The organism is Colwellia sp. BRX8-9 (assembly GCF_014077245.1).
Lineage (GTDB): Bacteria > Pseudomonadota > Gammaproteobacteria > Enterobacterales > Alteromonadaceae > Colwellia_A.
This window is the reverse complement of the sequence record NZ_JACGVN010000016.1, coordinates 1-24,346: the sequence shown is the minus strand read 5'-3', so window position 1 is coordinate 24,346 and position 24,346 is coordinate 1. Positions and strand designations below refer to the sequence as shown.

Here is a 24,346-nt window from a genome sequence, read left to right as displayed (position 1 = left end):
CTGGGCACTATTAAATAACCCCATGAAACATTGATGTTGACTGGATTAATAACTGAGTTTATATGCAAGTTATGACTGAAAATTTCGCACAACTATTTGAAGAAAGTTTAAAAGAAATCGAAACACGCCCTGGTTCAATTATCAAAGGTACGATTGTCGCTATTACTAAAGACAATGTTATCGTTGATGCTGGCCTTAAATCTGAAAGTGTTATTGACATTAACCAGTTTAAAAACAACGCTGGTGAAGTTGATGTAAGCGTTGGCGATGAAGTCGACGTATCTCTTAAAGCTACAGATGACGGTTTTGGTGAAACTATTCTTTCACGTGATGACGCTAAACGTCATGAAGCGTGGCAAGTGCTTGAGAAAGCATATGAAGAAAAAGAAACTGTTATCGGTGTTATCAACGGTAAAGTTAAAGGTGGTTTCACGGTTGAAGTTAGCGATATTCGTGCTTTCTTACCGGGTTCATTAGTAGATGTTCGCCCAATTCGCGATACAACTCACCTTGAAGGCAAAGAATTAGAATTTAAAGTTATTAAGCTTGATCAAAAGCGTAATAACGTTGTTGTTTCTCGTCGTGCCGTTATCGAATCTGAAAGCAGCGTAGAACGTGATGCATTGTTAGAGTCATTAGCAGAAGGCCTAGAAGTTAAAGGTATCGTTAAGAACCTTACTGACTACGGCGCATTCGTAGACTTAGGCGGCATTGACGGCTTACTACACATTACAGATATGGCTTGGAAGCGCGTTAAGCACCCAAGTGAAATCGTAAATGTTGGTGACGAAATACAAGTTAAAGTATTGAAGTTTGACCGTGAGCGCACTCGTGTATCTCTAGGTATGAAGCAGTTAGGTGAAGATCCATGGGTAGCAATTGCTAAGCGTTACCCTGAAGGCGCTAAACTTACTGGTCGTGTAACTAACTTAACTGACTACGGTTGTTTTGTTGAAATCCAAGAAGGCGTTGAAGGTTTAGTTCACGTTTCTGAAATGGATTGGACTAACAAGAACATCCACCCGTCTAAAGTTGTTAACTTAGGTGACACGGTTGAAGTTATGGTATTAGAAATTGACGAAGAACGTCGTCGTATTTCTTTAGGCCTTAAACAGTGTATCGCTAACCCTTGGGAAGAGTTCGCTAAGAACTTCAACAAAGGCGACAAAGTATCAGGTAAGATCAAGTCAATTACTGACTTTGGTATCTTTATTGGTCTTGACGGCGGCATTGATGGTCTTGTTCACTTATCTGATATTTCATGGGCTGGCGGTGAAGAAGCTGTTCGTGAATACAAGAAAGGTGATGAAATATCAGCTGTAGTTCTACAAGTTGACCCTGAGCGCGAACGTATTTCTTTAGGTGTTAAGCAAACTGAAGATGATCCGTTTAATCAGTACCTTGCAGATACTAAGAAAGGTGCTATTGTTACAGGTAAGGTTATCGAAGTAGATGCTAAAGGCGCTAAAATTGAATTAGCCGAAGGCGTTGAAGGATACCTACGCGTATCTGATATTTCTAGTGAGCGTATCGAAGATGCGTCAACTGAATTATCTGTTGGTGATAGTGTTGAGACTAAGTTTATGGGTGTGGATCGTAAGAACCGTGCTATCAGCTTATCAATCAAAGCTAAAGACCAAGCTGAAGAACGTGAAGCTATGGATAACCTAAACCAAGTTGAAGAAACTGGTTTAAGTGCAATGGCTGCAGCGTTTAAAAACGCTAAAAACTAATTTAGACACTTGAAGGTGAGAAGTGTTTGAAATATAACGCTTCTCTTCGTTTAAAATCCATTGGCGAGAAGGTACTATTAACTTCAAACTAGTGAACACAGGAGGTCAAATGACCAAATCTGAACTTATTGAAAGATTAGCCGATAAATTAAGTCATTTATCAGCGAGAGATGTTGAACAGTCTATTAAAGAAATCTTAGAAATGATGGCACAAACCTTGTCAAAAGGTGAGCGTATTGAAATTCGTGGTTTTGGTAGTTTTTCATTACATTTTCGTGCTCCTCGTGTTGGACGTAACCCTAAGACTGGCGAATCCGTTGAGTTGGCAGGTAAATACGTTCCTCATTTTAAACCTGGAAAAGAGTTACGTGAAAGAGTAAATCTTTCAATAGCGTAATTGATAAATTATCAATAAAACGGCATGCTATAATGGTATGCCGTTTTTTTTAACTTAATTTTCATCATAGGTAACTTATTTTGCGTATTTATATTACAGCGTTTTTCCTGTTCAGCTTACTAGTCATCGCTTTTATTTTTGGTAGTCAAAATGAGCAGACCTTAACATTGAATTATCTCATCGCCCGAACTGAATTATCAGTTGCTGCGGCTGTCAGTTTATTTACCACTTTGGGCTTTGTACTGGGCTTACTCTTTGCATTATTGTGGAAGTTTGTTCGAATGATAAAACCTAAAAAATCATCCTCTAAAGAATCAGTGTAAATTATATGTTAGAACTATTGTTCTTATTACTCCCTGTTGCAATGGGCTATGGCTGGTTCATGGGTCGTAATAGTGTTAAACAAAATGATCACTCAGCTAAACAAGCCTTGTCGATAAAATATTCAACAGGCTTAAATTACCTCCTATCAAATCAACAAGATAAAGCGATCGACTACTTACTAGAAGCCCTTAAAGTTGAAGATGATACTGTTGAAGCACATTTTGCCATGGCTAATTTATTTCGTCGCCGTGGTGAGCTCGACCGCGCATTAAAAGTGCATGAGCACTTAGTTAGACAGAAACATCTACCCGCTAAAGATAAGCAACAAGCTGCTTTTGAGCTAGGTAAAGATTTTTTTAGTGCCGGCTTATACGACCGCGCTGAAACCATGTTTGAAAAGCTACTTAAATCAAAACACTATGGCTTAAAATCCCTTGATTATTTAATGCGTATTTACCAGTCTACTAAAGATTGGTCAAAAGGCATCAGTCATAAAAAAGCCATTGTTAAAACTAAAGATAAAAAACTTCTTCATAACTTAGCTAATTTTTATTGTGAATTAGCGACAACAGCCTTAGCAGAAGATAACTTTATTGAAGTCATAGAGTTATTAGAGTTGGCGTTGATTTATGATGCTAATTCTTGTCGTGCTAATTGGTTATTAGCTCAAATTTATGAAAAGCATCAACAGTTCAATGAAGCCTGCGGATGCTATCAAGACATCTATCTTCAGGATAAAGAATTCTTTCCTGATGTTATTGATGAAATGCAAAATTGTTATCATCAGTTAGATGCCGACGATGAATATTTTAAATTTATTAGAAAAGTTTATGATGAAACCGGTGGTTCGAGCGCACTGATAAAATACTTAAGTCACCTTGAAGCTAAATATGGCAACGAAAAAGCGAAAGAATTTATTTTACTTGCTTTGAAAAAGCGTCCAACCATTAAAGGCTTTAAGCATTTTATTAAGATGCAAATGGTTAACTCTACCGAGCATGACAACACCGAAAATTTAGATATGATCAAAGAATTGATTGGCGCTTATTTGAATCTAAAACCGCGTTATAGTTGTCGAACCTGTGGTTTTAATAGCAGTAAACATTATTGGGCGTGTCCTTCATGCCATGACTGGGAACAATTGAAACCAGTGCGGGGCCTTGAAGGAGAATAATTACCGATTTCTTCGCCCTAAGACTCAATAGCGTCTTCAAAAGTACTCATTGACTTTCGTCAGCTCCGTGCTTTTTCTTTGCTCTTGAACCTTAGGACTTTGAACTCAAAAATTATTAAAGAATTAAGAATTAAGAATTAAGAATTGAGGATTGAGTATGAATGATGCAAAAGTAGTTGTTGCCCTAGATTTCGATAAAAAAGCGGATGCGCTTGCATTCGTTGATAAGATTCAACCAAAGGATTGTCGTTTAAAAGTGGGTAAAGAAATGTTTACTCATTTTGGACCTGCGTTTGTTAAAGAATTGACGGGTCGCGGCTTCGATGTCTTTTTAGATTTAAAGTTCCACGATATTCCTAACACCGTAGCAAAAGCGGTAACCGCTGCTGCAGAGATGGGGGTGTGGATGGTTAATGTTCATGCCAGTGGTGGACATGAAATGATGGTTAAAGCTAAACAGGCATTAGAAAAATACGGTGATAACGCCCCATTACTTATTGCCGTCACTGTTTTAACCAGTATGAGTGAAGAAGATTTACTGGGCTTAGGTATTACGCGAACGCCAGCCGAGCAAGTGATGCTGCTAGCAAAGTTGACAAAAGAAGCTGGCCTTGATGGTGTTGTTTGTTCAGCACAGGAAGCTCAAAGCCTGAAAAGCGCTTTAGGTAAAGACTTTAAGCTTATCACGCCAGGTATTAGACCTGCAGGTGCCGCCAGTGATGATCAAAAACGTATTATGACGCCAGAGCAGGCAATGGCCGTTGGTGTTGATTATTTAGTTATTGGCAGACCTATTACTCAAGCTGAAAACCCACAGCAAGTTTTGCAGTCGATTAATTTATCGCTTAATTAAGGTCAATTAGCATAATTTTATTAATGGCTATAAATTGACAAAAGTAAAATTTTATCCTAAACCTATTAACGTCTTATTAATAATAAATTAACAGTTTATTGTTTGTGAGGCGTAATGGAATTTACAATAAAAGGATATAATCATGATTAATTTTTCAAAAATCTTACTTATTTGCCTGACCTTTACTTTTTCGTCATTAAGCTTTGCTGAAAGTGTCGGTGGTAATGAGCCCAATGCCAATGTTAATCAAATTGACGAGCGTATTGATATAAACCATGCTGATATTAAGACCTTATCCTTATTAAAAGGCATAGGCATGAAAAAAGCGGCAGCCATTGTCAAATACCGAAATGAAAACGGTAAGTTTATCTCGGTCGAAGACTTGTTGAATGTTAAAGGTATTGGCGGGCAAATATTAGCGTTAAATAAATCAAAACTAACGATCTAGTATTCCTTGAAGAGATAAAAAAGGCTAAACAAATCAATTGTTTAGCCTTTTCAGTTTTACTCTTAAGTAAAATGTAGGGTTATTGTCGCGATGCTAACTTTTTTCTTGTGCAGAACAAACATCATTATGCTGACATATAATAGCCCAAACATTTTTATAGCCTAAACGGTTTAATTGTTCAGCAGCAAGACTCGCCCGGCCGCCGGTTGCACAATGAAGATATATACGCTGGTCTTCATCAGTCGTGCAGCTACCAATATTCATCTCTAAAACACCACGTGGAATATTAACTGAATTTATCACTGGGCTAGTGGCAACTTCTTGCGCTTCACGCACGTCAATAAAGAGGCTTTTCTCTTTTTTCGCACTTAGGTAAGCATCATGAGCCGATGTAGTTTGAATGTTTTTTCTAATTTCAGCTATCAGTGTCGGGATAGTTTTCAACATTTATAAATGCCTTAATATTTAATGATTAAAAAGAGTCAATATCGTTTTTCTATTACAGCTACATTAGGATATCCTAATATAGTTGTCAATAATGTAATCTTTAAATGTCAGTCTGCGTGTAGTCATAAATTTTAGACATAAAAAAAGAGCCGAAGCTCTTTTAGATAAGAATGTAAAAATTAAATTTTTGGAATTCTTATTTTCTTTTCTGGTGACTGACGATAAATAATTAATGTTTTACCAATTACTTGAACTTTAATTGACGCTGTTTCACGGCAAATAGCTTCAACAATTAATGCTTTACTGTCACGATCATCGGTTGGGATTTTAATTTTAATTAATTCATGATGATTTAATGAATAATCAATTTCGGCAACTACTGCCTCTGTTAAGCCGTTGTTACCCAATAAAACCACTGGTTTCAATGGGTGCGCAAGACCTTTTAAATACTGTATTTGTTTTTTATTTAGGCTCATTAACAATTTTCGTTACAAGTTAGCTTGAATTAATACTATTTTACCTCCATCTACTCTGTAATACTAATAAAACGTTAAATCGTTTTGCATTATTAACAAATTAATTAAGTTAAATTAATGAGTAAAAAGAAATTAAGTAATAGTAGTACCCGTTGGATGCAAGAACACTTTGATGATGAGTATGTAAAAAAAGCTCAGAAACTCGGTGTGCGTTCTAGAGCATACTTTAAAATTGAAGAAATAAACGTTAAAGATAAGCTGATTAAAAAAGGCATGAAAGTGGTCGACCTAGGTGCTGCACCAGGAGGTTGGTCAGAATATGCGGTCAAAGCCGTTGGAAGTGGCGGGCAAATTATTGCTTGTGATATCCTGGCAATGGACCCTATTGCTGGTGTTGACTTTTTACAAGGCGACTTCAGAGAAGAACCGGTACTTAATGCATTACTAAACCGTATTGGCGGCAAAGATATCGATGTTGTTATGTCTGACATGGCCGCTAATTTTACCGGTAATGACGGTGCCGATGCCGCAAGAAGTATGTATCTTGTTGAATTAGCATTAGACATGTGTAATCAGGTATTAAAGAAAAATGGCGCATTTGTTGTTAAAGTCTTTCAAGGAGCAGGATTTGAGCAATTTATGCAAGACTTAAGAGGAGCATTTAAAACAGTAAAAACCCGTAAACCAGATTCGTCACGTGCACGTTCACGCGAAGTATATTTGGTTGCTACCGGATTTAAATAGCTCCGAGCGTTAAATTATAGTAAATTACGACTCATCAACTTAAAAGTTTAGGTTGATTTCAGAACTAGCCGTTTATCTGTGCTAGTTGACGGTTAAGTAAAAGTTCATTCAAAGTACAAGAGGTCATTAAGTTGAGCGATATGGCAAAAAATCTTATTTTATGGTTGGTAATAGCGGTTGTTTTAATGTCGGTATTCCAAGGGTTCACTCCGAGCACCACTACTGAACAACAAGTTGATTACACGCGTTTCATTAAAGATGTCCGTCAAGGACAGATCCGTGACGCAAATGTTGATCGTAATGGTGTTATCAAAGGCACAAAACGTAGTGGTGAAGCCTTTGTTACTGTTATTCCTGGTGGTTTCGATCGTGATTTAATTAACGATTTAGTTAAACAAGGCGTTAATGCTTCTGGTGAATTGCCGGAAGAAACTAGCTTTCTAACCACTATTTTTATCTCTTGGTTCCCAATGATTTTGTTGATAGGTGTATGGATATTCTTCATGCGTCAGATGCAAGGCGGTGGTGGAAAAGGAGCGATGTCTTTTGGTAAGTCTAAAGCGAAACTTTTAAGTGAAGATCAGATAAAAACAACTTTTGCTGATGTTGCTGGTTGCGACGAAGCGAAAGAAGAAGTTTCTGAGCTTGTTGATTACTTAAAAGAGCCAACTAAATTCCAAAAACTTGGTGGCCGTATTCCTTCAGGTGTCTTACTTGTAGGACAACCGGGTACAGGTAAAACCTTGCTGGCAAAAGCTATTGCTGGTGAAGCTAAAGTACCATTTTTCACTATATCAGGTTCTGACTTTGTTGAAATGTTTGTTGGTGTTGGTGCATCTCGTGTGCGTGACATGTTTGAGCAAGCTAAAAAATCAGCCCCTTGTATCATCTTCATCGATGAAATCGATGCGGTAGGTCGCCAACGTGGCGCAGGTATGGGGGGTGGACACGACGAACGTGAACAAACACTTAACCAAATGTTGGTTGAAATGGATGGTTTTGAAGGTAATGAAGGCGTTATCGTTATTGCCGCAACTAACCGTCCAGACGTTTTAGATCCAGCACTACTTCGTCCTGGTCGTTTTGACCGTCAAGTTACGGTTGGTCTACCAGATATTCGTGGTCGCGAACAAATTCTTAAAGTGCATATGCGCAAAGTACCTTTGGGTGACGATGTTAAAGCATCAGTTATTGCACGTGGTACACCGGGCATGTCAGGTGCAGATTTAGCTAACTTAGTTAATGAAGCCGCATTATTCGCTGCACGTTCGGCTCGCCGCACTGTATCGATGGATGAATTTGAAAAAGCGAAAGACAAAATATTAATGGGTGCTGAACGTCGTTCGATGGTTATGAGCGAAGAAGAAAAAGCCATGACAGCTTATCATGAAGCAGGGCACGCGATTGTTGGTCGTTTAGTGCCAGATCATGACCCCGTTTACAAGGTAAGTATTATTCCTCGTGGCCGCGCTTTAGGTGTCACTATGTATTTACCAGAACAAGACAGGTTTAGTCATAGTAAACAGCATTTAGAAAGTAATATTTCGTCACTTTACGGTGGTCGTATCGCTGAAGAAATGATTTACGGTTTTGAGAAAGTTTCTACCGGTGCATCTAACGATATTGAACGTGCGACTCAACTTGCTCGTAAAATGGTTACTCAGTGGGGCTTCTCACAAAAATTGGGTCCAATGTTATTTGCTGAAGAAGAAGGTGAAGTGTTTTTAGGTCGTTCATCATCTAAATCGTTGAACATGTCTGACGAAACTGCACAAGCGATTGATATTGAAATCAAAGCATTTGTTGACCGTAATTATCAACGTGCAGAAAAGATATTGAACGAGAACCGTGATATTTTAGAGACAATGAAAGATGCGTTAATGCATTACGAAACTATCGATGCTAGACAAATCGATGACTTAATGGAACGCAGAGAAGTTCGTCCGCCAATGGCTGAGTGGGATAATCACTCTGATTCAAAGAAGCCACCTAAAGCTGATGACAATGCCTCTTCTGATACTAAAGAAGATAAAGCTGAGAAAAAAGAAGTAGCGCCAGATCTAGATAAACCTAGTGACGCCTCTGCTGATTAATAGCCTTTAAATATAGCCTCGATTAACGAGGCTTTATTTTATAAAAGTTAATTTACTTTACTGACAGTAAGTTGTTTTTTATAAAATAAATTTCTATACAGAATAATCACAAAGAGCATAAGTTTTGTTGAAAAATCTACCTTGCGGTACACATTTTCTTAATATTGAAACCCCGCAGGTGATGGGGATTTTAAATGTAACCCCAGACTCATTTTCTGACGGCGGACAATTCTCTCGTATTGACTCTGCGTTAAGACAAGCTGAACAGATGATAGCCGATGGCGCCACCATTATTGATATCGGGGGCGAATCAACGCGTCCAGGCGCTAAAGACGTTTCTGTTAAAGATGAGTTAGCGCGTGTTATTCCCGTATTAAAAGCCATTAATGCGCGTTTTAATATCATTGTCTCTATTGATACCAGTAAAGCCGCGGTAATGTCTGAGGGCATCACTCATGGGGCAGGTATCATCAATGATGTTCGAGCCCTGCAAAATGAAGGTTGCTTACCGGTATTAGCACAAGATCAACGTGTTGGTATTTGTTTAATGCATATGCAAGGTTTACCTCGAACCATGCAGCATAATCCTCACTACGTTAATTTAATAGACGACATTACCACTTTCTTTCACGAAAGAATTTTAGCCTGTGCACAAGCGGGTATTAATACTTCGCGTCTTATTTTAGACCCTGGCTTTGGCTTTGGTAAATCGTTAGAACAAAATTATAGTTTATTGTCGAATATGGCTAAATTTCAATGCCTAGATTTGCCTATATTGGCAGGACTGTCGAGAAAATCGATGATCGGTAATCTTCTTAATCGAGAGGTTAATGAACGCTTAGCGGGTAGCTTAGCAACAGCCATTATAGCCGCTCAGCAAGGGGCAAAAATTATTCGTGTTCACGATGTAAAAGAAACAGTCGATGCTTTAAAAGTTTTACAAGCTACCACCATAAATAAATAACTCATCATTAAATATACTAAAAAAGTAAATATAAAGGACAAATAAAATGTCAGAAAGAAGATATTTTGGAACCGATGGCATAAGAGGCCTAGTAGGACAATACCCAATCACCGCTGAGTTTGTGATGAAATTAGGTTATGCCGCTGGCCGCGTACTAGCTGCCCAAGGCACAAAAAAAGTACTTATCGGTAAAGATACCCGAATTTCAGGCTACATGCTTGAGTCAGCCCTGGAAGCTGGTTTTTCTGCTGCAGGTATCGATATTGGCTTATTGGGACCAATGCCGACGCCAGGAATTGCTTACCTTACTAAAACTTTTCGCGCTGAAGCGGGTATCGTTATTAGTGCATCACATAACCCATTTTATGACAACGGCATTAAGTTTTTCTCACAAAATGGTGAGAAGTTACCCGATGATGTAGAACTGGCTATTGAAGCTCAATTAGATAAAGAAATGGGCTGTGTTGAATCGGCTAAATTAGGTAAAGCAACAAGAATTGAAGACGCTGCTGGGCGCTATATTGAGTTTTGTAAAAGTAATTTCCCTAGCCAATATTCCTTAAAAGATTTTAAAATTGTTGTTGATTGCGCACACGGTGCAACTTACCACATTGCACCTAACGTGTTTCGTGAATTAGGTGCACAAGTGATTGAAATTGGTACATCGCCTAATGGTACCAATATTAACGACCAATGTGGTGCAACATCAATGGACGCTATCAGTAAGGCTGTTGTTGAACATCAGGCTGATTTAGGTATTGCACTCGATGGTGATGGCGATCGCTTGATGATGGTTGATCATACCGGCTATGTGCTTGATGGTGATGAATGTGTCTACGTTATCGCTTCAAACGATTTACAAAGCGGCGTTATTAGTGGTGGTGTTGTTGGTACACTGATGAGTAATATGGGTCTTGAAATTGCGCTTGCAGATATGGGTATACCTTTTGCTCGCAGCAAAGTAGGCGATCGATATGTTACCGAAATGCTCAACAAAAAAGGTTGGCAGTTGGGCGCTGAAAACTCTGGCCATGTGATCAATTTAAAAAATACTTCTACGGGTGATGGTATTATCGCCGCGTTAAATGTATTAACCGCTGTTTGCAGTGGTGATAAAACCTTACATGAACTCCGCCAAGGAATGACTAAATTACCACAAGTGTTAGTTAATGTTAGGTTTACCGGTGACAATGACCCGTTAACGGCGCAGAATGTCGTCGCTGCTGTACATACGGTCAATGAGCAACTCTCAGGGCGTGGTCGCGTGTTATTACGTAAATCAGGTACTGAGCCTTTAATACGCGTTATGGTTGAAGGACCAGAATTAATAGAAGTTACTGAGCTAGCAAATGTAATTGCTGATGCTGTTAAAGCCGCTTGTTAACAAAATAGACGTCAGACGGTTGAATAATAAGCAAATGAACAAGATATTAAGTTAAACACTTGTATCTTGTTCGTAGGTTAGTTAATATCTCGCCGCTTTAATTAGGAAAGATAAATGAAAAGACAAGCAATAGTAGCCGCAAACTGGAAAATGAATGGAAGTTTCTCGCTGATAAAAGAAATGATTTCAGGATTAAATAGTGTCAAGCTAGCTAAAAATGTCGACGTTGTTGTTTGTCCTCCTGCTCCTTTTCTATCAGCATTTACAATAAGTGCTAAAAGTGAAAATTTACAAGCAAACATCCATTTAGGTGCGCAAAATGTAAGCGAGCATCAAAGTGGAGCATATACCGGTGAAATATCCACTGATATGCTCAAGGAAGTTTCTGTAAATTATGTTATTGTAGGGCACTCTGAACGAAGATGCATTTACAAAGAAACAAGTACACAAGTTGCTCATAAAGTTAAAGCAACATTGAATGCTGGTTTAACACCTATATTGTGTATTGGTGAAAGTGAAGATGAACGAACTGCTGAACAAACAGAGACAGTACTCGCTTCACAATTACAGCCAGTAATTGACGAAATAGGTATAGAAAAATTTACAGATGTTGTTATTGCTTACGAGCCTGTTTGGGCTATTGGTACTGGCAAAACAGCATCTCCAGAAATGGCACAAGCAACACACTTATTTATTCGTCAATTTTTAGCTAATGCTGATGATACTATCGCGAATAAAGTGCCATTATTATACGGTGGTAGCGTAAATGCTGCTAACTGTGAAGAATTATTTGCACAAACTGATATTGACGGTGGTCTTATTGGTGGTGCTAGTTTAAAAGTCGACGAATTCAAAATAATTTGCTCGTCAGCCAAAGGATCTTAAAATGTTGTATCAATCGTTAATTATTGCTTATTTAATTGTTTCAATTTGTTTAATTGGTTTAGTTCTAATCCAACAAGGTAAAGGCGCAGATATGGGCGCATCTTTTGGTGCCGGCTCTTCAGCAACAATATTTGGTTCAAGTGGCTCAGGTAACTTTTTAACTAAAGCGACTACATGGTTAGCTATCGCGTTCTTTGTTATCAGCTTAGTGTTAGGTAACTTGACGGCAAATAGAATTAAATCTACCGATGAGTGGAACAACTTAAACACTCCTGTAGAGCAAACTATACCAGGCGATTCATCAATCCCTAGCGAAAGTGTAGAGCCAGGTCAGTCATCAGAGAATAGCGATATTCCTGCAGCGACTAAAAAAGCGAGTGATAACGACATTCCAAAGTAAAGTTTTAAAAATGCAGATGTGGCGGAATTGGTAGACGCGCCACCTTGAGGGGGTGGTGACTTAGGTCGTGAGAGTTCGAGTCTCTCCATCTGCACCAACACTATGAAAAAGGCTTACAGCAATGTAAGCCTTTTTTATTGCGCTAAATAACTGAATTACTAGACGCGTTAATTTGAAGGGGGTGTTGACTTAGGTCGTGAGAGTTCAAGTCTCTCCATCTGAACCAATACTATAGAAAAGGCTTACAGCAATGTAAGCCTTTTTTATTGCGCTAAATAACTGAATTACTAGAAGCGTTAATTTGAAGGAGGTGGTGACTTAGGTCGTGAGAGTTCGAGTCTCTCCATCTGCACCAATACTATGAAAAAGGCTTACAGCAATGTAAGCCTTTTTTATTGCATTAAATAACTGAATCACTAGACGCGTTAATTTGAAGGGGTGTTGACTTAGGTCGTGAGAGTTCGAGTCTCTCCATCTGCACCAATACTATAGAAAAGGCTTACAGCAATGTAAGCCTTTTTTATTGCGCTAAATAACTGAATTACTATACGCGTTAATTTGAAAGGGGTGTTGACTTAGGTCGTGAGAGTTCGAGTCTCTCCATCTGCACCAATACTATAGAAAAGGCTTACAGCAATGTAAGCCTTTTTTATTGCGCTAAATAACTGAATTACTAAACGCGTTAATTTGAAGGGGTGGTGACTTAGGTCGTGAATAATATCTATGTCTGCTCATTGACAATATTAACTTTTCCTTAAAGTTCTTTCTGCACTTTTACCTGAGTTAAGCGCATAATTCTGTCAATATTTAGTAAACTTGTTACAATGCTATTTTTAAATTTAAGTAGACTATGAATAAAAGTAATGATCCACTCCACGGCGTGAAACTTGAACAAATCCTAACCGATCTAGAGAAGAAAATTGGCTGGGATAAGATGGGTGAGTTACTTAATATTCGTTGTTTCACCAATAAACCGCGCCTCAAATCAAGTTTGAAATTTCTGCGTACAACCCCTTGGGCACGCAGTAGAGTTGAAATTTTATACTTGAAAACATTTTGTAGTAAGCATAAAGAAACGGGGAAATTAATAAGGGGGATACTCGCCCAAAATACAGCAGTAGCAAAAACGACTTCCAACAAGCCCGCTCCCTTCGTTTGGCCAACATAGAAAAACAAATAGACTTATGCGACTTTAATATATTAACAGCAAAAGATATTAACAGGACACCCAGCCTAGTAATTTTAATAAGATATTAACAGGGGGATATTAATATGACACCCAGGAATATTAATAGGACACCCAGCCTAGTAATTTTAATAGAATTGATCATCCCTACTGATGCACTACACTGAAATAACCAAGCGACATAATCACAGGTGATTTATGGCTACGCCAAGGAAACAACAAATCAGTTTAGTAGATACCCCTTATTATCATTGTGTTGTGCGTTGTGTTCGAGTTGCTTTTTTATGTGGCGAAGATGCCTTGTCAGGTCAAAGCTTTGATCACCGCAGAGAGTGGGTAGAAGAGAAGTTACACTTTCTTATCGAAGTCTTTGCGATTGACGTGCGTGCCTATGCTGTAATGAGTAATCATTATCTAAAGTAGAAGATTTAGTGGAATAAATCTAAAAACCGATTGCCACTCGGTTTTTAATGTGACAATATCACAATACTTAAATAGGGTAGTGAAAAGTCTATGCAACTCGGTGAACTAGAAAAACAAGTATTGGAATACCTTTGGAAGGCACAGCCTGCTGACGCTAAGCAGGTACATAGCTATTTCGAGAAAAATCGAGGCGGCTCTCTTAATACCATTCAAAGCACGTTAGATCGCTTATTTAAAAAAGATCTATTAAGTCGGGTAAAGAACGGCCACGCATATCTATACTTCCCTAAAGTTGCTCGTCAAGAATTGATAGGCCAACTCATTAAAAGTGTTACTCATGATTTTGTTGTTAAAGATGAAAATAGCGTTGTTGCGGCTTTTTCTTCAATTTCATCTGATCTAGATGAGGATCAGTTGGATAAACTTGAAGCTATGATTGAGCAACAGCGCAAAAAATTAAAAACAAAGGCCGAAAAATGATTTATGGTCATTGGGCGTTAGCATTTAATTTACTCACGATTGCCGTATTAGCTTTTATCGTTGCCAATGGCTTTATTTCGCTTGCATATTGGTCGGTAAAAAATAAAATTCAAAGTTACACTGTGCCTACCCGTAAATCGTTACTCTGGTTATGTGTGCTTTCACCTTGGATTATTGCATTATTTGTAACGCTGTTATTTAGCCCTCTTTTTCAATCAGGGGCAATGTTTGTATGGTTAACTGAATTAGCTCACTGGCATCATCCTAATATTTATTATTTTTTAAGCTGGCATAGTATTAGTTTAATTCTCTTCATCGGCTTCAGTCTCACTATTGCTGTTCGAAGTCTAGTTGTAGCCTACAAAAATCACTATCAGATAATTTTGTTGCGCACTTTAGCGACAAAGAAGAGTGAGAACGTCTTTATAATCAATTCATCGATCCCGACAGCATTCACAGGTGGGTTAATTAAACCATCGTGCTTTATATCTACAGGCTTGATGGAGCAACTAGATTCAGATGACATTGAAATCATCATTCAACATGAACTTGCTCATTTACACTATGCTGACCCGCTACAAAAGTGGGTATTTTCATTATTGTCTTCTTATTTTTCACCTAATGTTAAGAAAATATTGAAATCGATGATGGCAATTACCATGGAGCAAGCGGCTGATTCTTTCTTCGTAAAAACTCAACAACAGGCGCACAATGTTGCTAGTACGTTAGTGAGATTTACTAAGTTAGCGGCTAAATATTCCATACATGAACAGTTCAAAAGCGAATTACTCGTTCACTTTTGTCGTCAATCCATTGAGCAAAGAGTATTAGAATTGCTCAATGATACTCAACTCAAACCTTTTCCAATGAAAGTGGTTTTACTCACAATAATACTATTAGCCGTCATATCAATGACATCAGTAGATAGCCTCCATCACGCTATTGAAACGCTATTCGATCATTAAAATAATAATTTAAGGCTTACTCCAAGGCTCACTCTAAGGTATTAAAAATGAAACTATTTACTCAATCATTCACAAATAAAAAACCGACCGCCAATCGGTTTTTGTCAAGGCATTATGTAAAATTTAGCGCTGTGGTACTGATGATCACTTCAACACTTTCAGCTTATACATACTCAGGTTATGCATACTCAGAAGACAGCCCCCTGAAATCGGTTGACTTATCTACGGCAATATCTCAAACAATGCATATGCACCCAGAGCTAAAAGTATTTGCTAATCAAGCTGATATTTATAAGGGGTATGCTCAACAAGCTGGTATTCAGGTTAGACCAGAAATTGGACTTACCATTGAGGATGCAATGGGTACGGGTGATCATAGTGGCTTTAAAAGTGCGCAATCCACACTATCTATCTCATGGATTTTAGATAACTCTCTAGTAAAAAACAGAGTGGCAAATGCTAAGATTCAGGGATCAACCGTTGCATTCGCGCGAGAAATTAAAGCGCTAGATTTAGCCGCACAAACAGCAAAATATTTTATCCAAGTATTGGTCAATGAAGAGCGATTAAAACTGTCAAAAATGAGCTTGAAGCAAGCGGTTAAATCATTTGAAGCAGTGACTAAACGTGTAAATACAGGAAAGTCTTCTTTAGTTGATAAACTAAAATCACAAGCTGAAGTCGCTAAACGAGAATTAGTTGTTGAAGACTTAACTCATGAAGTAGATGCCAGTAAATATCAGTTATTGGCTCAGTGGCAAGGACAGGGGCAAAGCGAGCAACATAAAGAAACTAACATCATTGGGTCATTATTATCGTTACCCCACTTACCTTTAACCAATAGCACCGATGTTGATTCACTATTTACTCATCTAAAACAATTGCCTTCGGTCAGTCTTTTCGCTACAAAACAGCGAATTGCACAGTCTGAGATTGAACTTGCTCGTATTGAAACTAAACCACTATGGAAATTTACAACAGGATTAAGACGTTACGAAACAACCGATGATTTTGGTTTAGTCGCTGGAATTTCAATTCCTTTTGGTGATAGCAATCAAAATCAAGGGAAAATAAATGCGTTACACGCGTCTAAAACTGAATTAGAAACAGCGTCACAAGCACTCGTTCATCAATTGAATACCCAGTTGTTTGTGCTTATTGAACAAATGAAACACAGCCAACATGTCATTCATGCTATGACTGAAAACCTTATACCTGTGCTTGAACAAGCTTTTGTTGAAGCTGAAAAAGCTTACAAAATTGGCCGATATAGCTATACCGAGTGGACGAATACTCAAAAAGAATTATTAGATGCGCAGTCAGACTTGATTGCTGCTTATCAAAATGCACATTTAAACAATATTGAAATAGAGCGATTAACGGGTACGTCTCTAATTGCCATTAATAAAAACGCTAATGCACCTTTTAACGCTCAATCTATTGAAAAAAATAACGAGAAATAATCATGAAATCAACATTTAAAATATTAACTCTAATCAGCACACTGTGCTTTGTTAGCTTAAGTACAAGTTTCTCTAGCCTTGCCGTTTCAGAGCAAAAGGTAGAAGAAGCGGAGCCAGAGAAAGGGCCGAATCGTGGACGACTGTTGAAAAAAGATAATTTTGCCATTGAACTATCCATTTTTGAAACGGGAGTGCCCCCTGAGTTTCGTGTGTGGGCAACTGAGAATGGAAAAACTATCGACCCTGCGAAAGTAGAGCTAAATGTAAAATTGACCCGATTAGGTGATGGTGTCGATAACATTAATTTTTTTCAAGAAGGCCAGTATCTTCGTGGTGATATGTTTATCTACGAACCTCACTCATTTATTGTCTCTCTAACGGCTAAATATCAGGGAAAAACTTACAGTTGGCAATATGATAATTTTGAAGGTCGAACAAGTATTGATGAAAAAATTGCAGAGGCAATGGAAATTAGTACTGAAGTTGTCGGGCCATCAACATTCCATGAAAGCATTGAGGTGTTTGGAAACTTAACGTTACCAGCCGATGCTAGCAGTAATGTTTACGCTCGATTCGATGGACTGGTTAAAAAAGTTCACGTCAAGCTAGGTGATGCAATTAAGAAAGGTCAATTGTTACTCACTCTGGAAAGTAATGAAAGTTTGCAATCTTATCAGGTGACATCAACTCAAAAAGGCATTGTGAGTGCGGTTAACGTTACTTCTGGTGAGCAATCTAAAGGCCGAATATTACTTACGGTGACTAATGATGAAACCTTAGTTGCGGAGCTAGCTGTTTTTCCTTTGGATTTAGCCAAAATTAATATTGGCGCAAAAACAACGCTTAACATTAATGGTGTTGAAGAACAGTACACAAGTAAAATTGATAGCCGAGTATTAAAAGTTAGGAATGATCAGGCGAAGCTATTTCGTGTCTTAGTAAACAATAGTGATTCCTTATTATCTGAAGGCTCTTTTGTAAGTGCAAGAATTGAAATTGGCTCATTTGACGTAGCGATGGCGGTAAAGCGTAACGCATTGCAGAGCTTTCGTGATTTTACCGTGGTTTATGCCAAGGTTGGTAATGAATATGAAGTAAGAATGCTTGAATTAGGCCGCATAGTGGGGGATGAAATTGAAGTGTTAGGCGGTATATCCCTAGGCACTGAATATGTCACTGAGAATAGTTATATTCTCAAAGCCGATGTTGAAAAATCTGGCGCATCACATGACCACTAAAGGTTTCCCTTTTAATTACAACGATCAGTAAAAAAGTTTACGCCTAAAAGACTTACTTTTAAAGGAAAAATAATGCTCGAATATTTACTCAGATTTTCTATTCGTAGAAACTCAATTATTATGTTGGCGGTACTCGCCTTCGCAGGACTTGGTCTTTGGAATTTTACCAAGTTGCCGATCGATGCCGTCCCTGACATTACCAACATTCAGGTAATGATCAACACCGAAGCCCCTGGATATACACCGCTTGAAGTGGAACAACGGGTTACTTACCCATTAGAAACCGCATTGGCAGGCATACCAAATTTAGTGAGTACACGCTCTGTTTCACGTTATGGCTTATCGCAGGTAACCGCCATTTTTAGTGATAATACTGATATTTACTTTGCCAGGCAATTAGTGAATGAACGCTTAGTCTCAGCAAAATCAGATTTACCTTTTGGTTTAGAGCCTGAACTTGGACCTATAGCAACTGGGTTAGGTGAAATATTCATGTTTACCGTGGATTCTGAGCCTAATGCACGTAATGATGAAGGGAAGTTAATAACAGCTACAGATTTAAGAACGGTTCATGATTGGATTATTCGCCCTCAGTTAATGCAAGTGGATGGTGTGGTTGAAGTTAACCCTATTGGTGGTTTTAAACGTGAAATACTTGTTGCCTTTGAGCCTAAAAAGCTACTGGAATTTGGCCTTAATCAGCAAGATATTATTCAAGCGATCGAAAATAATAATGATAATAAGGGCGCTGGGTTTATAGAAAAAAATGGCGCTCAATGGTTATTACGTATTCCCGGACAGGTAGAAAGTTTAGAGGCTATCGCTAATATTCCTGTTAGGACAACTGAAGGCAGTGTAATTCGAATTTCTGATGTCGCTAAAGTACAAGAAGGAAAAGAATTAAGAACAGGTGCAGCAACCCAAAATGGTAGAGAAGTTGTGATGAGTACCGTTTTCATGCTCATTGGTGAGAACAGTCGAAATGTTGCTAAAGCGGTTGGTATAAAGTTAGACGAAGTTAAAGCGAGTTTACCCTCAGGTATTACCGTTACCGCTGTGTATGACCGTACTACCTTAGTTGAAAAGACACTCGATACAGTAAAAATGAACCTCTTTGAAGGGGCGTTATTAGTTATTGTCGTGTTGTTTTTATTGTTAGGCAATATGAGAGCGGCATTACTTACTGCCGCGGTTATCCCATTTGCGATGTTAATGACCGTAACGGGCATGGTACAAGTAGGCGTAAGTGCCAATCTAATGAGTTTAGGGGCGTTAGATTTTGGACTACTTGTTGATGGTGCGATTATCATCGTTGAGAATTGTCTAAGAAAGCTCAGCTCAGCTTCTGCGAATGGTCGTACCATGGCAGTTAATGAACGATTAGCACTGGTCTATGAAGCAACTAAAGAAGTCATCCGTCCGGCATTATTTGGCGTATTTATTATAACTGCTGTTTATTTACCTATTTTTGCGCTTACGGGTGTCGAAGGTAAAATGTTTCACCCTATGGCAATAACCGTTGTTATAGCATTATGTTGTGCAATGTTTTTATCCGTAACTTTTGTTCCGGCAGCTATTGCTATTTTGTTCAAAGGCCCTGTAAAAGAAAAAGAAAATATCATTATAAAATCATCTTTAGCGCTTTATCGTCCCTCTTTAACATTTGCGCTTAAACTTCGCTGGTTTGTTGTGGTTTTCGCAGTTGGACTTGTTGGCTTAGCAGGATTTTCTGCCAATAAACTTGGTAGCGAATTTGTGCCAAACCTTGATGAAGGTGATATCGCCATGCATGCCTTGCGTATTCCCGGTACATCATTGTCGCAAGCTGTCGCGTTACAAAAAGTCTTAGAAGAAAAAATCAATCAAATGCCAGAAGTTGAACGTGTCTTTGCAAAAATAGGCACAGCCGATGTTGCAACAGATGCTGTACCACCCAGTGTTGCCGATAATTTTATTATTTTAAAACCACGCAGTGAATGGCCAAATCCTAATAAACCTAAAGCACAATTTGTTGAGGAATTAGCAGCCGTAGTAGAGCCTATACCGGGTAATCGATATGAGTTCTTACAACCAATACAAATGCGGTTTAATGAGTTGTTATCAGGAGTTCGTGCAGAGCTGGCTATCAAAGTGTTTGGAGATGATTTTGAGACTTTAGCAGCGTTAGGAAAGAGCATAAACGCAGCTATTATTAATGTTGAGGGGATTGCTGATATTCAAGTAGAGAGAACGACTGGTTTACCACTAATGACGATTAATCCAAAACTTGCCCAGCTAGCAAAATATGGAATAAGCGTGAAGCAACTACAAGATCAACTTTCCACAGCGTTAGGCGGTACGATTGCGGGTAAGTTCTATCAAGGTGATCAACGTGCAGACATAGTAGTACGTCTTCCAGAAGCGCTAAGAACTGATGTTGATGCCTTGGCTTACCTACCAATACAGATGTTCGATAACAGTTATGTTCCATTACAGGAGCTAGCTGAATTGGTATTGGTTGAAGGTGCAAACCAAGTCAATAGAGAAAATGGCAAACGTAGAGTGTTTGTTACCGCTAACGTTCGAGGGAGAGATTTAGGGTCATTTGTTAAGGATATTCAAGCTTCAATTAATGAGTCTGTTGAAATACCTGCGGGTTACTGGATTGAATATGGCGGCACCTACCAAAAATTACAATCAGCATCAGAGCGCCTATCTATCGTGGTTCCTATTACGTTGGTGATGATTATTGGTCTTCTTTTCTTGGCTTTAGGCTCATTTAAAGATTCCATGATTATTTTCACTGGTGTTCCATTAGCCTTAACAGGTGGTATTTTTGCTTTACTGTTGAGAGATATTCCTTTTTCAATATCAGCCGCTGTTGGTTTTATTGCTTTATCAGGCATCGCTATTTTAAATGGCCTAGTTATGGTCTCGTTTATACGAGAACTTAGACGCGAAGGAGCTGCTTTAGATACGGCTATTATCGAAGGTGCATTGACAAGACTTCGGCCTGTGCTAACAACCGCGCTTGTTGCCTCATTAGGTTTTGTGCCTATGGCACTTAATACGGGCATTGGCTCAGAGGTTCAACGCCCACTAGCGACTGTGGTGATCGGAGGGGTGATTTCCTCAACTATATTGACGCTATTCGTTCTTCCAGCTTTATATCGTTTACTACATCGCGAAGAAATCTCCACTGAAACAACTCATTCAAAGGAAACCGTTAATGTTTAATATTATACAGCGATATAGCTTGTCGAGTTTTATCGCTTTACTAGCTATATGGTTACCGATTGAAGCCTTTGCTCATGGTGTCGATGAAAGCACACGAGCATTTTTACTACAAAACACTGGTGTACAAATTATCCCATTTTTGTATATCGGTGCTAAGCATATGGTGACGGGGTACGATCATTTATTGTTCTTAGTAGGTGTGCTGTTCTTTTTATATAGAAGTCGAGATGTTTTATTGTATGTCAGTATGTTTACGCTAGGGCACAGCTTAACCTTATTGTTTGGCGTGATCAGTGACATACAAGTTAATGCTTATTTGATCGATGCCATTATTGGGCTATCGGTTGTTTATAAGGGCTTTGATAATTTAGGTGGCTTTAATCGACTCTTTGGTAAATCACCCAATGCCAAGCTTGCTGTACTGATTTTTGGTCTTTTTCACGGCTTTGGCTTAGCAACCAAGTTACAAGAGTTTCAACTTCCTGATGACGGCTTAATTACTAATTTAATTGCCTTTAATGTTGGGGTTGAATTAGGACAGTTTACCGCCTTGGCCTTTATTCTTTTAGTGATTAATTTTTGGCGTAAACATAGCAGCTTCACTCGCTTTGCGACAAACACGAATTGTTTGTTGATGAGTGCAGGGTTTATGTTGGTAGGTTTTCAACTAACTGGTTATTTCATTAACTAATTTATTAAACTTTTACTATTAAACTTTACCCTAATTTAAGAGATAAAACGATGCAAAAAACAACGCCACAAACTATAACTTTAACGAATTCAGCATTGCTCAAATACACACTGTTTAGCTTAGTCTTTGCAGCAATTACACTTTTAACCATTATATTGCCTGCTGAGTATAATATTGATCCCACAGGGATTGGGCATGAACTTGGACTAACCGTTTTTCACAACGTAAAGGCCGAAGCGTCTACTCCACTCTCTTCACGAGAAGCCGCCGAAAAATCAAAAGTTGCTACAGAAACCATTGAAGTAATTGTTCCTGCTGGTCGCGGTGTTGAATACAAATTTATCATGGCGCAATACCAAAAGCTTGAATATGAATGGATAACAGATAGGTCAGCATTGTATTTTGATTTACATGGCGAACCAGAAGGCGACACAACGGGCTATTTTGAAAGTTATGCAATAGCAACACTGGGTGAAATGAAAGGGAGTTTTACGGCACCATTTGCTGGTTCTCATGGTTGGTATTGGAAAAACACCTCTGACTCCCCAGTCACTGTTCAACTTATTGTAAAAGGTGAATACACCGAGCATGGCCTCAAATAATCACCTCAAATAATAAAAAAACAAACATACTTTGAATTTAATTAAAATAATTGGAGTACCAAAATGAAAACTTTAATAGCAGCCTTATTCATTACATTGATATGTAGCACAAGTTCAGCATTCGCGCATACTGAACACGGAAAAATAAGCCCTAAAGTAGCAACACAAATTGCAGCTAAAGCTACCCAAAAACTGACTTTTAAAGATTTAGGTTTCAAGGTTGGAAAATTAGACTCGAGCTGGAAGAGTTTGACCTCAGAAAGTTTCAAACTACATGCGGCAGAAGCTAACCGTTATATTGTTAGTGCTAACAATAAATCAGAAAATAAAACAATTTATTTCCTGATGACAATGTCAGGCGAAGTATTAAAAGTAAATTCTGAAGCGAAGTTTTAATTTAAAAATTAGGGGAATAACATTCTCCTTTTATCTTGGTACTTTTACATGGAATCGCTCGTATTTCTTTTTATATGAATGAAATATAGCGATTATTCGTTAGTTATAACGGAATTTTGCTCTAAAGATGTTGATGGTTATGCTTTGAGACCTTATATAAAATATATCAGTAATACTCCATTATAGTTATGTTTTCAGGTAACGAGACTGATGAGTACTCAGGCCACAATTGAGGTAGCTAAGAGCCGAGAGGATAGTTAAGTAAAAATAAATCTGAGATTGTCTCGACGCAACCAAGGCTTGTTCAATTAGTTTTTTATAGTTATTAATTCTATTGTTCGAGTGGACAAAAACCTCAAAAAGCTTTGCTGATTCTAAAGGGAATGTGGATTTCATTATATTTATTTTTGCTGACAAGGGAGGGATATATTCCGTAGCGTTTGCCTGAAGCATTAAAACCCTACTGGCATCATATTGAACATTTGGAATATGAGAATAATGCCTGTATTCTAAGTTATTCCTTGGCTAATGGTCAAAATAACGGTGGTGCAGAAGAGCTGGTGTTTAACATTAAGATACAAAATGCTCCTAACAAAAGTGTATTTCCTGATGTAGGTTAAAGTTATTTATGTAACTTAGCCGTAGGTCAGAAAATAGAGACGCTAGGTCCCTTTTAATATTTTCATGCAAAACCATCAAGTAATAAAACGATGATATTAATCGGCGCTGGATCTGGTATGGCACCAATTAAGTCTTTAATTGAAGAACAATTAATTACCCCCTGAAAATGGTAGTTTAATTAAAAGGGACATTTACTTTTTTGTGGCACTAGAACTGTGTTATCTGGGGCTACTAAAGATTGGCTGAGCACTAAAGGTTATGTTCAAGAATAACTAATATCAAATATTAACAAAATTTTCCAAATCGAAGGTGTTGAATTTAATTTGTATGGGCCATCAGACATGATGAGCACAACCATTGATTTATTGATAACCCAAAGCATTGATGCAAAAAATATTGCATTTGATGAATTTATACAATAACCCATTAATATTTTATTAACGTAGGAGTAAACCATGAAAACTTTAACAAAATTAGCTTTGGTATTGATACCAACCATTACTTTATCAATGACGGCTACAGCACATGATCCAAAATTACATGCAAAAAAAGCTGAAAAAGCTGATTGTAGCAAAATGGATCACAGCAAGATTGATATGAAGGATCCTGTCGCTATCGCCATGATGAAAAAATGTATGAAGCAGGCAGAGAAGTCCAAAGGTAAATTGAAAGATAAAGAAATTAAAATGGAAAAAAAAGAAATAAAAATGAAAGATAAAGAGATGAAGATGAAGATGAAAATG

At 38.1% G+C, this 24,346-nt stretch carries 25 protein-coding genes, 1 tRNA gene and 1 pseudogene; 25 read left to right on the top strand and 2 right to left on the bottom strand.

All coding sequences use genetic code 11. The features are described 5' to 3' along the window. Window positions 1-71: 71 nt before the first annotated feature. The 6 genes from rpsA (at window position 72) to H4J70_RS13805 (ending at window position 4,929) form a co-directional block, all read left to right on the top strand. On the top strand, window positions 72-1,733 hold the full coding sequence (gene rpsA, locus H4J70_RS13830) for a 30S ribosomal protein S1 (protein ID WP_070376968.1): 1,662 nt from the start codon (window positions 72-74) through the stop codon (window positions 1,731-1,733). A 109-nt stretch (window positions 1,734-1,842) separates the two neighbouring features. Then, complete coding sequence (ihfB, locus tag H4J70_RS13825; RefSeq protein WP_070373831.1) at window positions 1,843-2,130, top strand: integration host factor subunit beta; 288 nt, start codon at window positions 1,843-1,845, stop codon at window positions 2,128-2,130. An 80-nt stretch (window positions 2,131-2,210) separates the two neighbouring features. Further along, window positions 2,211-2,453, top strand: a complete 243-nt coding sequence (locus tag H4J70_RS13820) for a lipopolysaccharide assembly protein LapA domain-containing protein (protein ID WP_182215837.1) — start codon at window positions 2,211-2,213, stop codon at window positions 2,451-2,453. Window positions 2,454-2,458: 5 nt separating this feature from the next. Continuing rightward, window positions 2,459-3,628 carry a lipopolysaccharide assembly protein LapB gene (gene lapB / locus H4J70_RS13815; protein WP_182244948.1) on the top strand — a complete coding sequence of 390 codons (1,170 nt, stop codon included), beginning with the start codon at window positions 2,459-2,461 and terminating at the stop codon, window positions 3,626-3,628. 157 nt (window positions 3,629-3,785) lie between these two features. Further along, window positions 3,786-4,481, top strand: coding sequence for an orotidine-5'-phosphate decarboxylase (gene pyrF, locus H4J70_RS13810; protein WP_182215840.1), 696 nt, complete (start codon window positions 3,786-3,788; stop codon window positions 4,479-4,481). Window positions 4,482-4,623: 142 nt separating this feature from the next. Next, window positions 4,624-4,929 carry a helix-hairpin-helix domain-containing protein gene (locus H4J70_RS13805; RefSeq protein WP_182215842.1) on the top strand — a complete coding sequence of 102 codons (306 nt, stop codon included), beginning with the start codon at window positions 4,624-4,626 and terminating at the stop codon, window positions 4,927-4,929. Between the two features lie 93 nt (window positions 4,930-5,022). Here H4J70_RS13805 and H4J70_RS13800 read toward each other — a convergent pair whose 3' ends face one another. Both H4J70_RS13800 and yhbY read right to left on the bottom strand, forming a co-directional pair. After that, a complete protein-coding gene (locus tag H4J70_RS13800) occupies window positions 5,023-5,376 on the bottom strand; it encodes a rhodanese-like domain-containing protein (RefSeq protein ID WP_182215843.1) in 354 nt (117 codons plus the stop codon). 179 nt (window positions 5,377-5,555) lie between these two features. Next, entirely contained in the window at window positions 5,556-5,852 is a 297-nt protein-coding gene (gene yhbY, locus H4J70_RS13795; RefSeq protein ID WP_070373826.1) for a ribosome assembly RNA-binding protein YhbY, read from the bottom strand. Between the two features lie 117 nt (window positions 5,853-5,969). On the opposite strand from yhbY, the gene rlmE reads away from it, so the two are divergent. The 19 genes and pseudogenes from rlmE to H4J70_RS13700 form a co-directional block, all read left to right on the top strand. After that, the gene (gene rlmE / locus H4J70_RS13790; protein WP_182215844.1) at window positions 5,970-6,596 is read left to right on the top strand and encodes a 23S rRNA (uridine(2552)-2'-O)-methyltransferase RlmE; all 627 of its coding nucleotides are present in this window, start codon (window positions 5,970-5,972) and stop codon (window positions 6,594-6,596) included. Between the two features lie 131 nt (window positions 6,597-6,727). Further along, a complete protein-coding gene (ftsH, locus tag H4J70_RS13785) occupies window positions 6,728-8,689 on the top strand; it encodes an ATP-dependent zinc metalloprotease FtsH (protein WP_070373824.1) in 1,962 nt (653 codons plus the stop codon). A 181-nt stretch (window positions 8,690-8,870) separates the two neighbouring features. Continuing rightward, on the top strand, window positions 8,871-9,653 hold the full coding sequence (gene folP, locus H4J70_RS13780) for a dihydropteroate synthase (RefSeq protein ID WP_182215879.1): 783 nt from the start codon (window positions 8,871-8,873) through the stop codon (window positions 9,651-9,653). A 46-nt stretch (window positions 9,654-9,699) separates the two neighbouring features. Next, the gene (gene glmM / locus H4J70_RS13775) at window positions 9,700-11,037 is read left to right on the top strand and encodes a phosphoglucosamine mutase (RefSeq protein ID WP_182215846.1); all 1,338 of its coding nucleotides are present in this window, start codon (window positions 9,700-9,702) and stop codon (window positions 11,035-11,037) included. 114 nt (window positions 11,038-11,151) lie between these two features. Further along, window positions 11,152-11,922: a triose-phosphate isomerase gene (gene tpiA, locus H4J70_RS13770; protein ID WP_182215847.1), complete on the top strand. Its 771-nt coding sequence runs from the start codon at window positions 11,152-11,154 to the stop codon at window positions 11,920-11,922. A 4-nt stretch (window positions 11,923-11,926) separates the two neighbouring features. Then, window positions 11,927-12,322 (top strand): preprotein translocase subunit SecG, encoded by a 396-nt coding sequence (gene secG / locus H4J70_RS13765; protein WP_182215881.1) that lies wholly within the window; start codon window positions 11,927-11,929, stop codon window positions 12,320-12,322. A gap of 12 nt (window positions 12,323-12,334) precedes the next feature. Next, a tRNA-Leu gene (locus H4J70_RS13760) sits at window positions 12,335-12,419 on the top strand. A gap of 753 nt (window positions 12,420-13,172) precedes the next feature. Continuing rightward, complete coding sequence (locus H4J70_RS13755) at window positions 13,173-13,490, top strand: VF530 family DNA-binding protein (protein WP_182215849.1); 318 nt, start codon at window positions 13,173-13,175, stop codon at window positions 13,488-13,490. Between the two features lie 216 nt (window positions 13,491-13,706). Beyond that, window positions 13,707-13,919: pseudogene (locus H4J70_RS13750) on the top strand (transposase); the annotation flags it as partial. Window positions 13,920-14,021: 102 nt separating this feature from the next. Further along, window positions 14,022-14,411: a BlaI/MecI/CopY family transcriptional regulator gene (locus H4J70_RS13745; protein WP_182215851.1), complete on the top strand. Its 390-nt coding sequence runs from the start codon at window positions 14,022-14,024 to the stop codon at window positions 14,409-14,411. After that, on the top strand, window positions 14,408-15,376 hold the full coding sequence (locus tag H4J70_RS13740; RefSeq protein WP_182251301.1) for a M56 family metallopeptidase: 969 nt from the start codon (window positions 14,408-14,410) through the stop codon (window positions 15,374-15,376). Before H4J70_RS13745 ends, H4J70_RS13740 begins: the two co-directional genes overlap by 4 nt. A 47-nt stretch (window positions 15,377-15,423) precedes the next feature. Continuing rightward, window positions 15,424-16,839, top strand: coding sequence for a TolC family protein (locus H4J70_RS13735; RefSeq protein ID WP_259368058.1), 1,416 nt, complete (start codon window positions 15,424-15,426; stop codon window positions 16,837-16,839). Between the two features lie 2 nt (window positions 16,840-16,841). Further along, entirely contained in the window at window positions 16,842-18,077 is a 1,236-nt protein-coding gene (locus tag H4J70_RS13730) for an efflux RND transporter periplasmic adaptor subunit (RefSeq protein WP_182251300.1), read from the top strand. Between the two features lie 72 nt (window positions 18,078-18,149). Then, on the top strand, window positions 18,150-21,293 hold the full coding sequence (locus tag H4J70_RS13725) for an efflux RND transporter permease subunit (protein WP_182251299.1): 3,144 nt from the start codon (window positions 18,150-18,152) through the stop codon (window positions 21,291-21,293). Continuing rightward, window positions 21,286-21,984: a HupE/UreJ family protein gene (locus H4J70_RS13720; protein ID WP_182222281.1), complete on the top strand. Its 699-nt coding sequence runs from the start codon at window positions 21,286-21,288 to the stop codon at window positions 21,982-21,984. The genes H4J70_RS13725 and H4J70_RS13720 overlap by 8 nt, the downstream gene beginning before the upstream one ends. 50 nt (window positions 21,985-22,034) lie before the next feature. After that, a complete protein-coding gene (locus H4J70_RS13715; protein WP_182215861.1) occupies window positions 22,035-22,586 on the top strand; it encodes a hypothetical protein in 552 nt (183 codons plus the stop codon). 63 nt (window positions 22,587-22,649) lie between these two features. Continuing rightward, the gene (locus H4J70_RS13710) at window positions 22,650-22,982 is read left to right on the top strand and encodes a DUF6488 family protein (RefSeq protein WP_182222283.1); all 333 of its coding nucleotides are present in this window, start codon (window positions 22,650-22,652) and stop codon (window positions 22,980-22,982) included. Window positions 22,983-23,422: 440 nt separating this feature from the next. After that, a complete protein-coding gene (locus H4J70_RS13705) occupies window positions 23,423-23,602 on the top strand; it encodes a hypothetical protein (protein WP_182251298.1) in 180 nt (59 codons plus the stop codon). 456 nt (window positions 23,603-24,058) lie between these two features. Beyond that, a partial coding sequence (locus H4J70_RS13700; RefSeq protein WP_182251297.1) for a hypothetical protein occupies window positions 24,059-24,346 on the top strand: 288 nt, incomplete at its 3' end.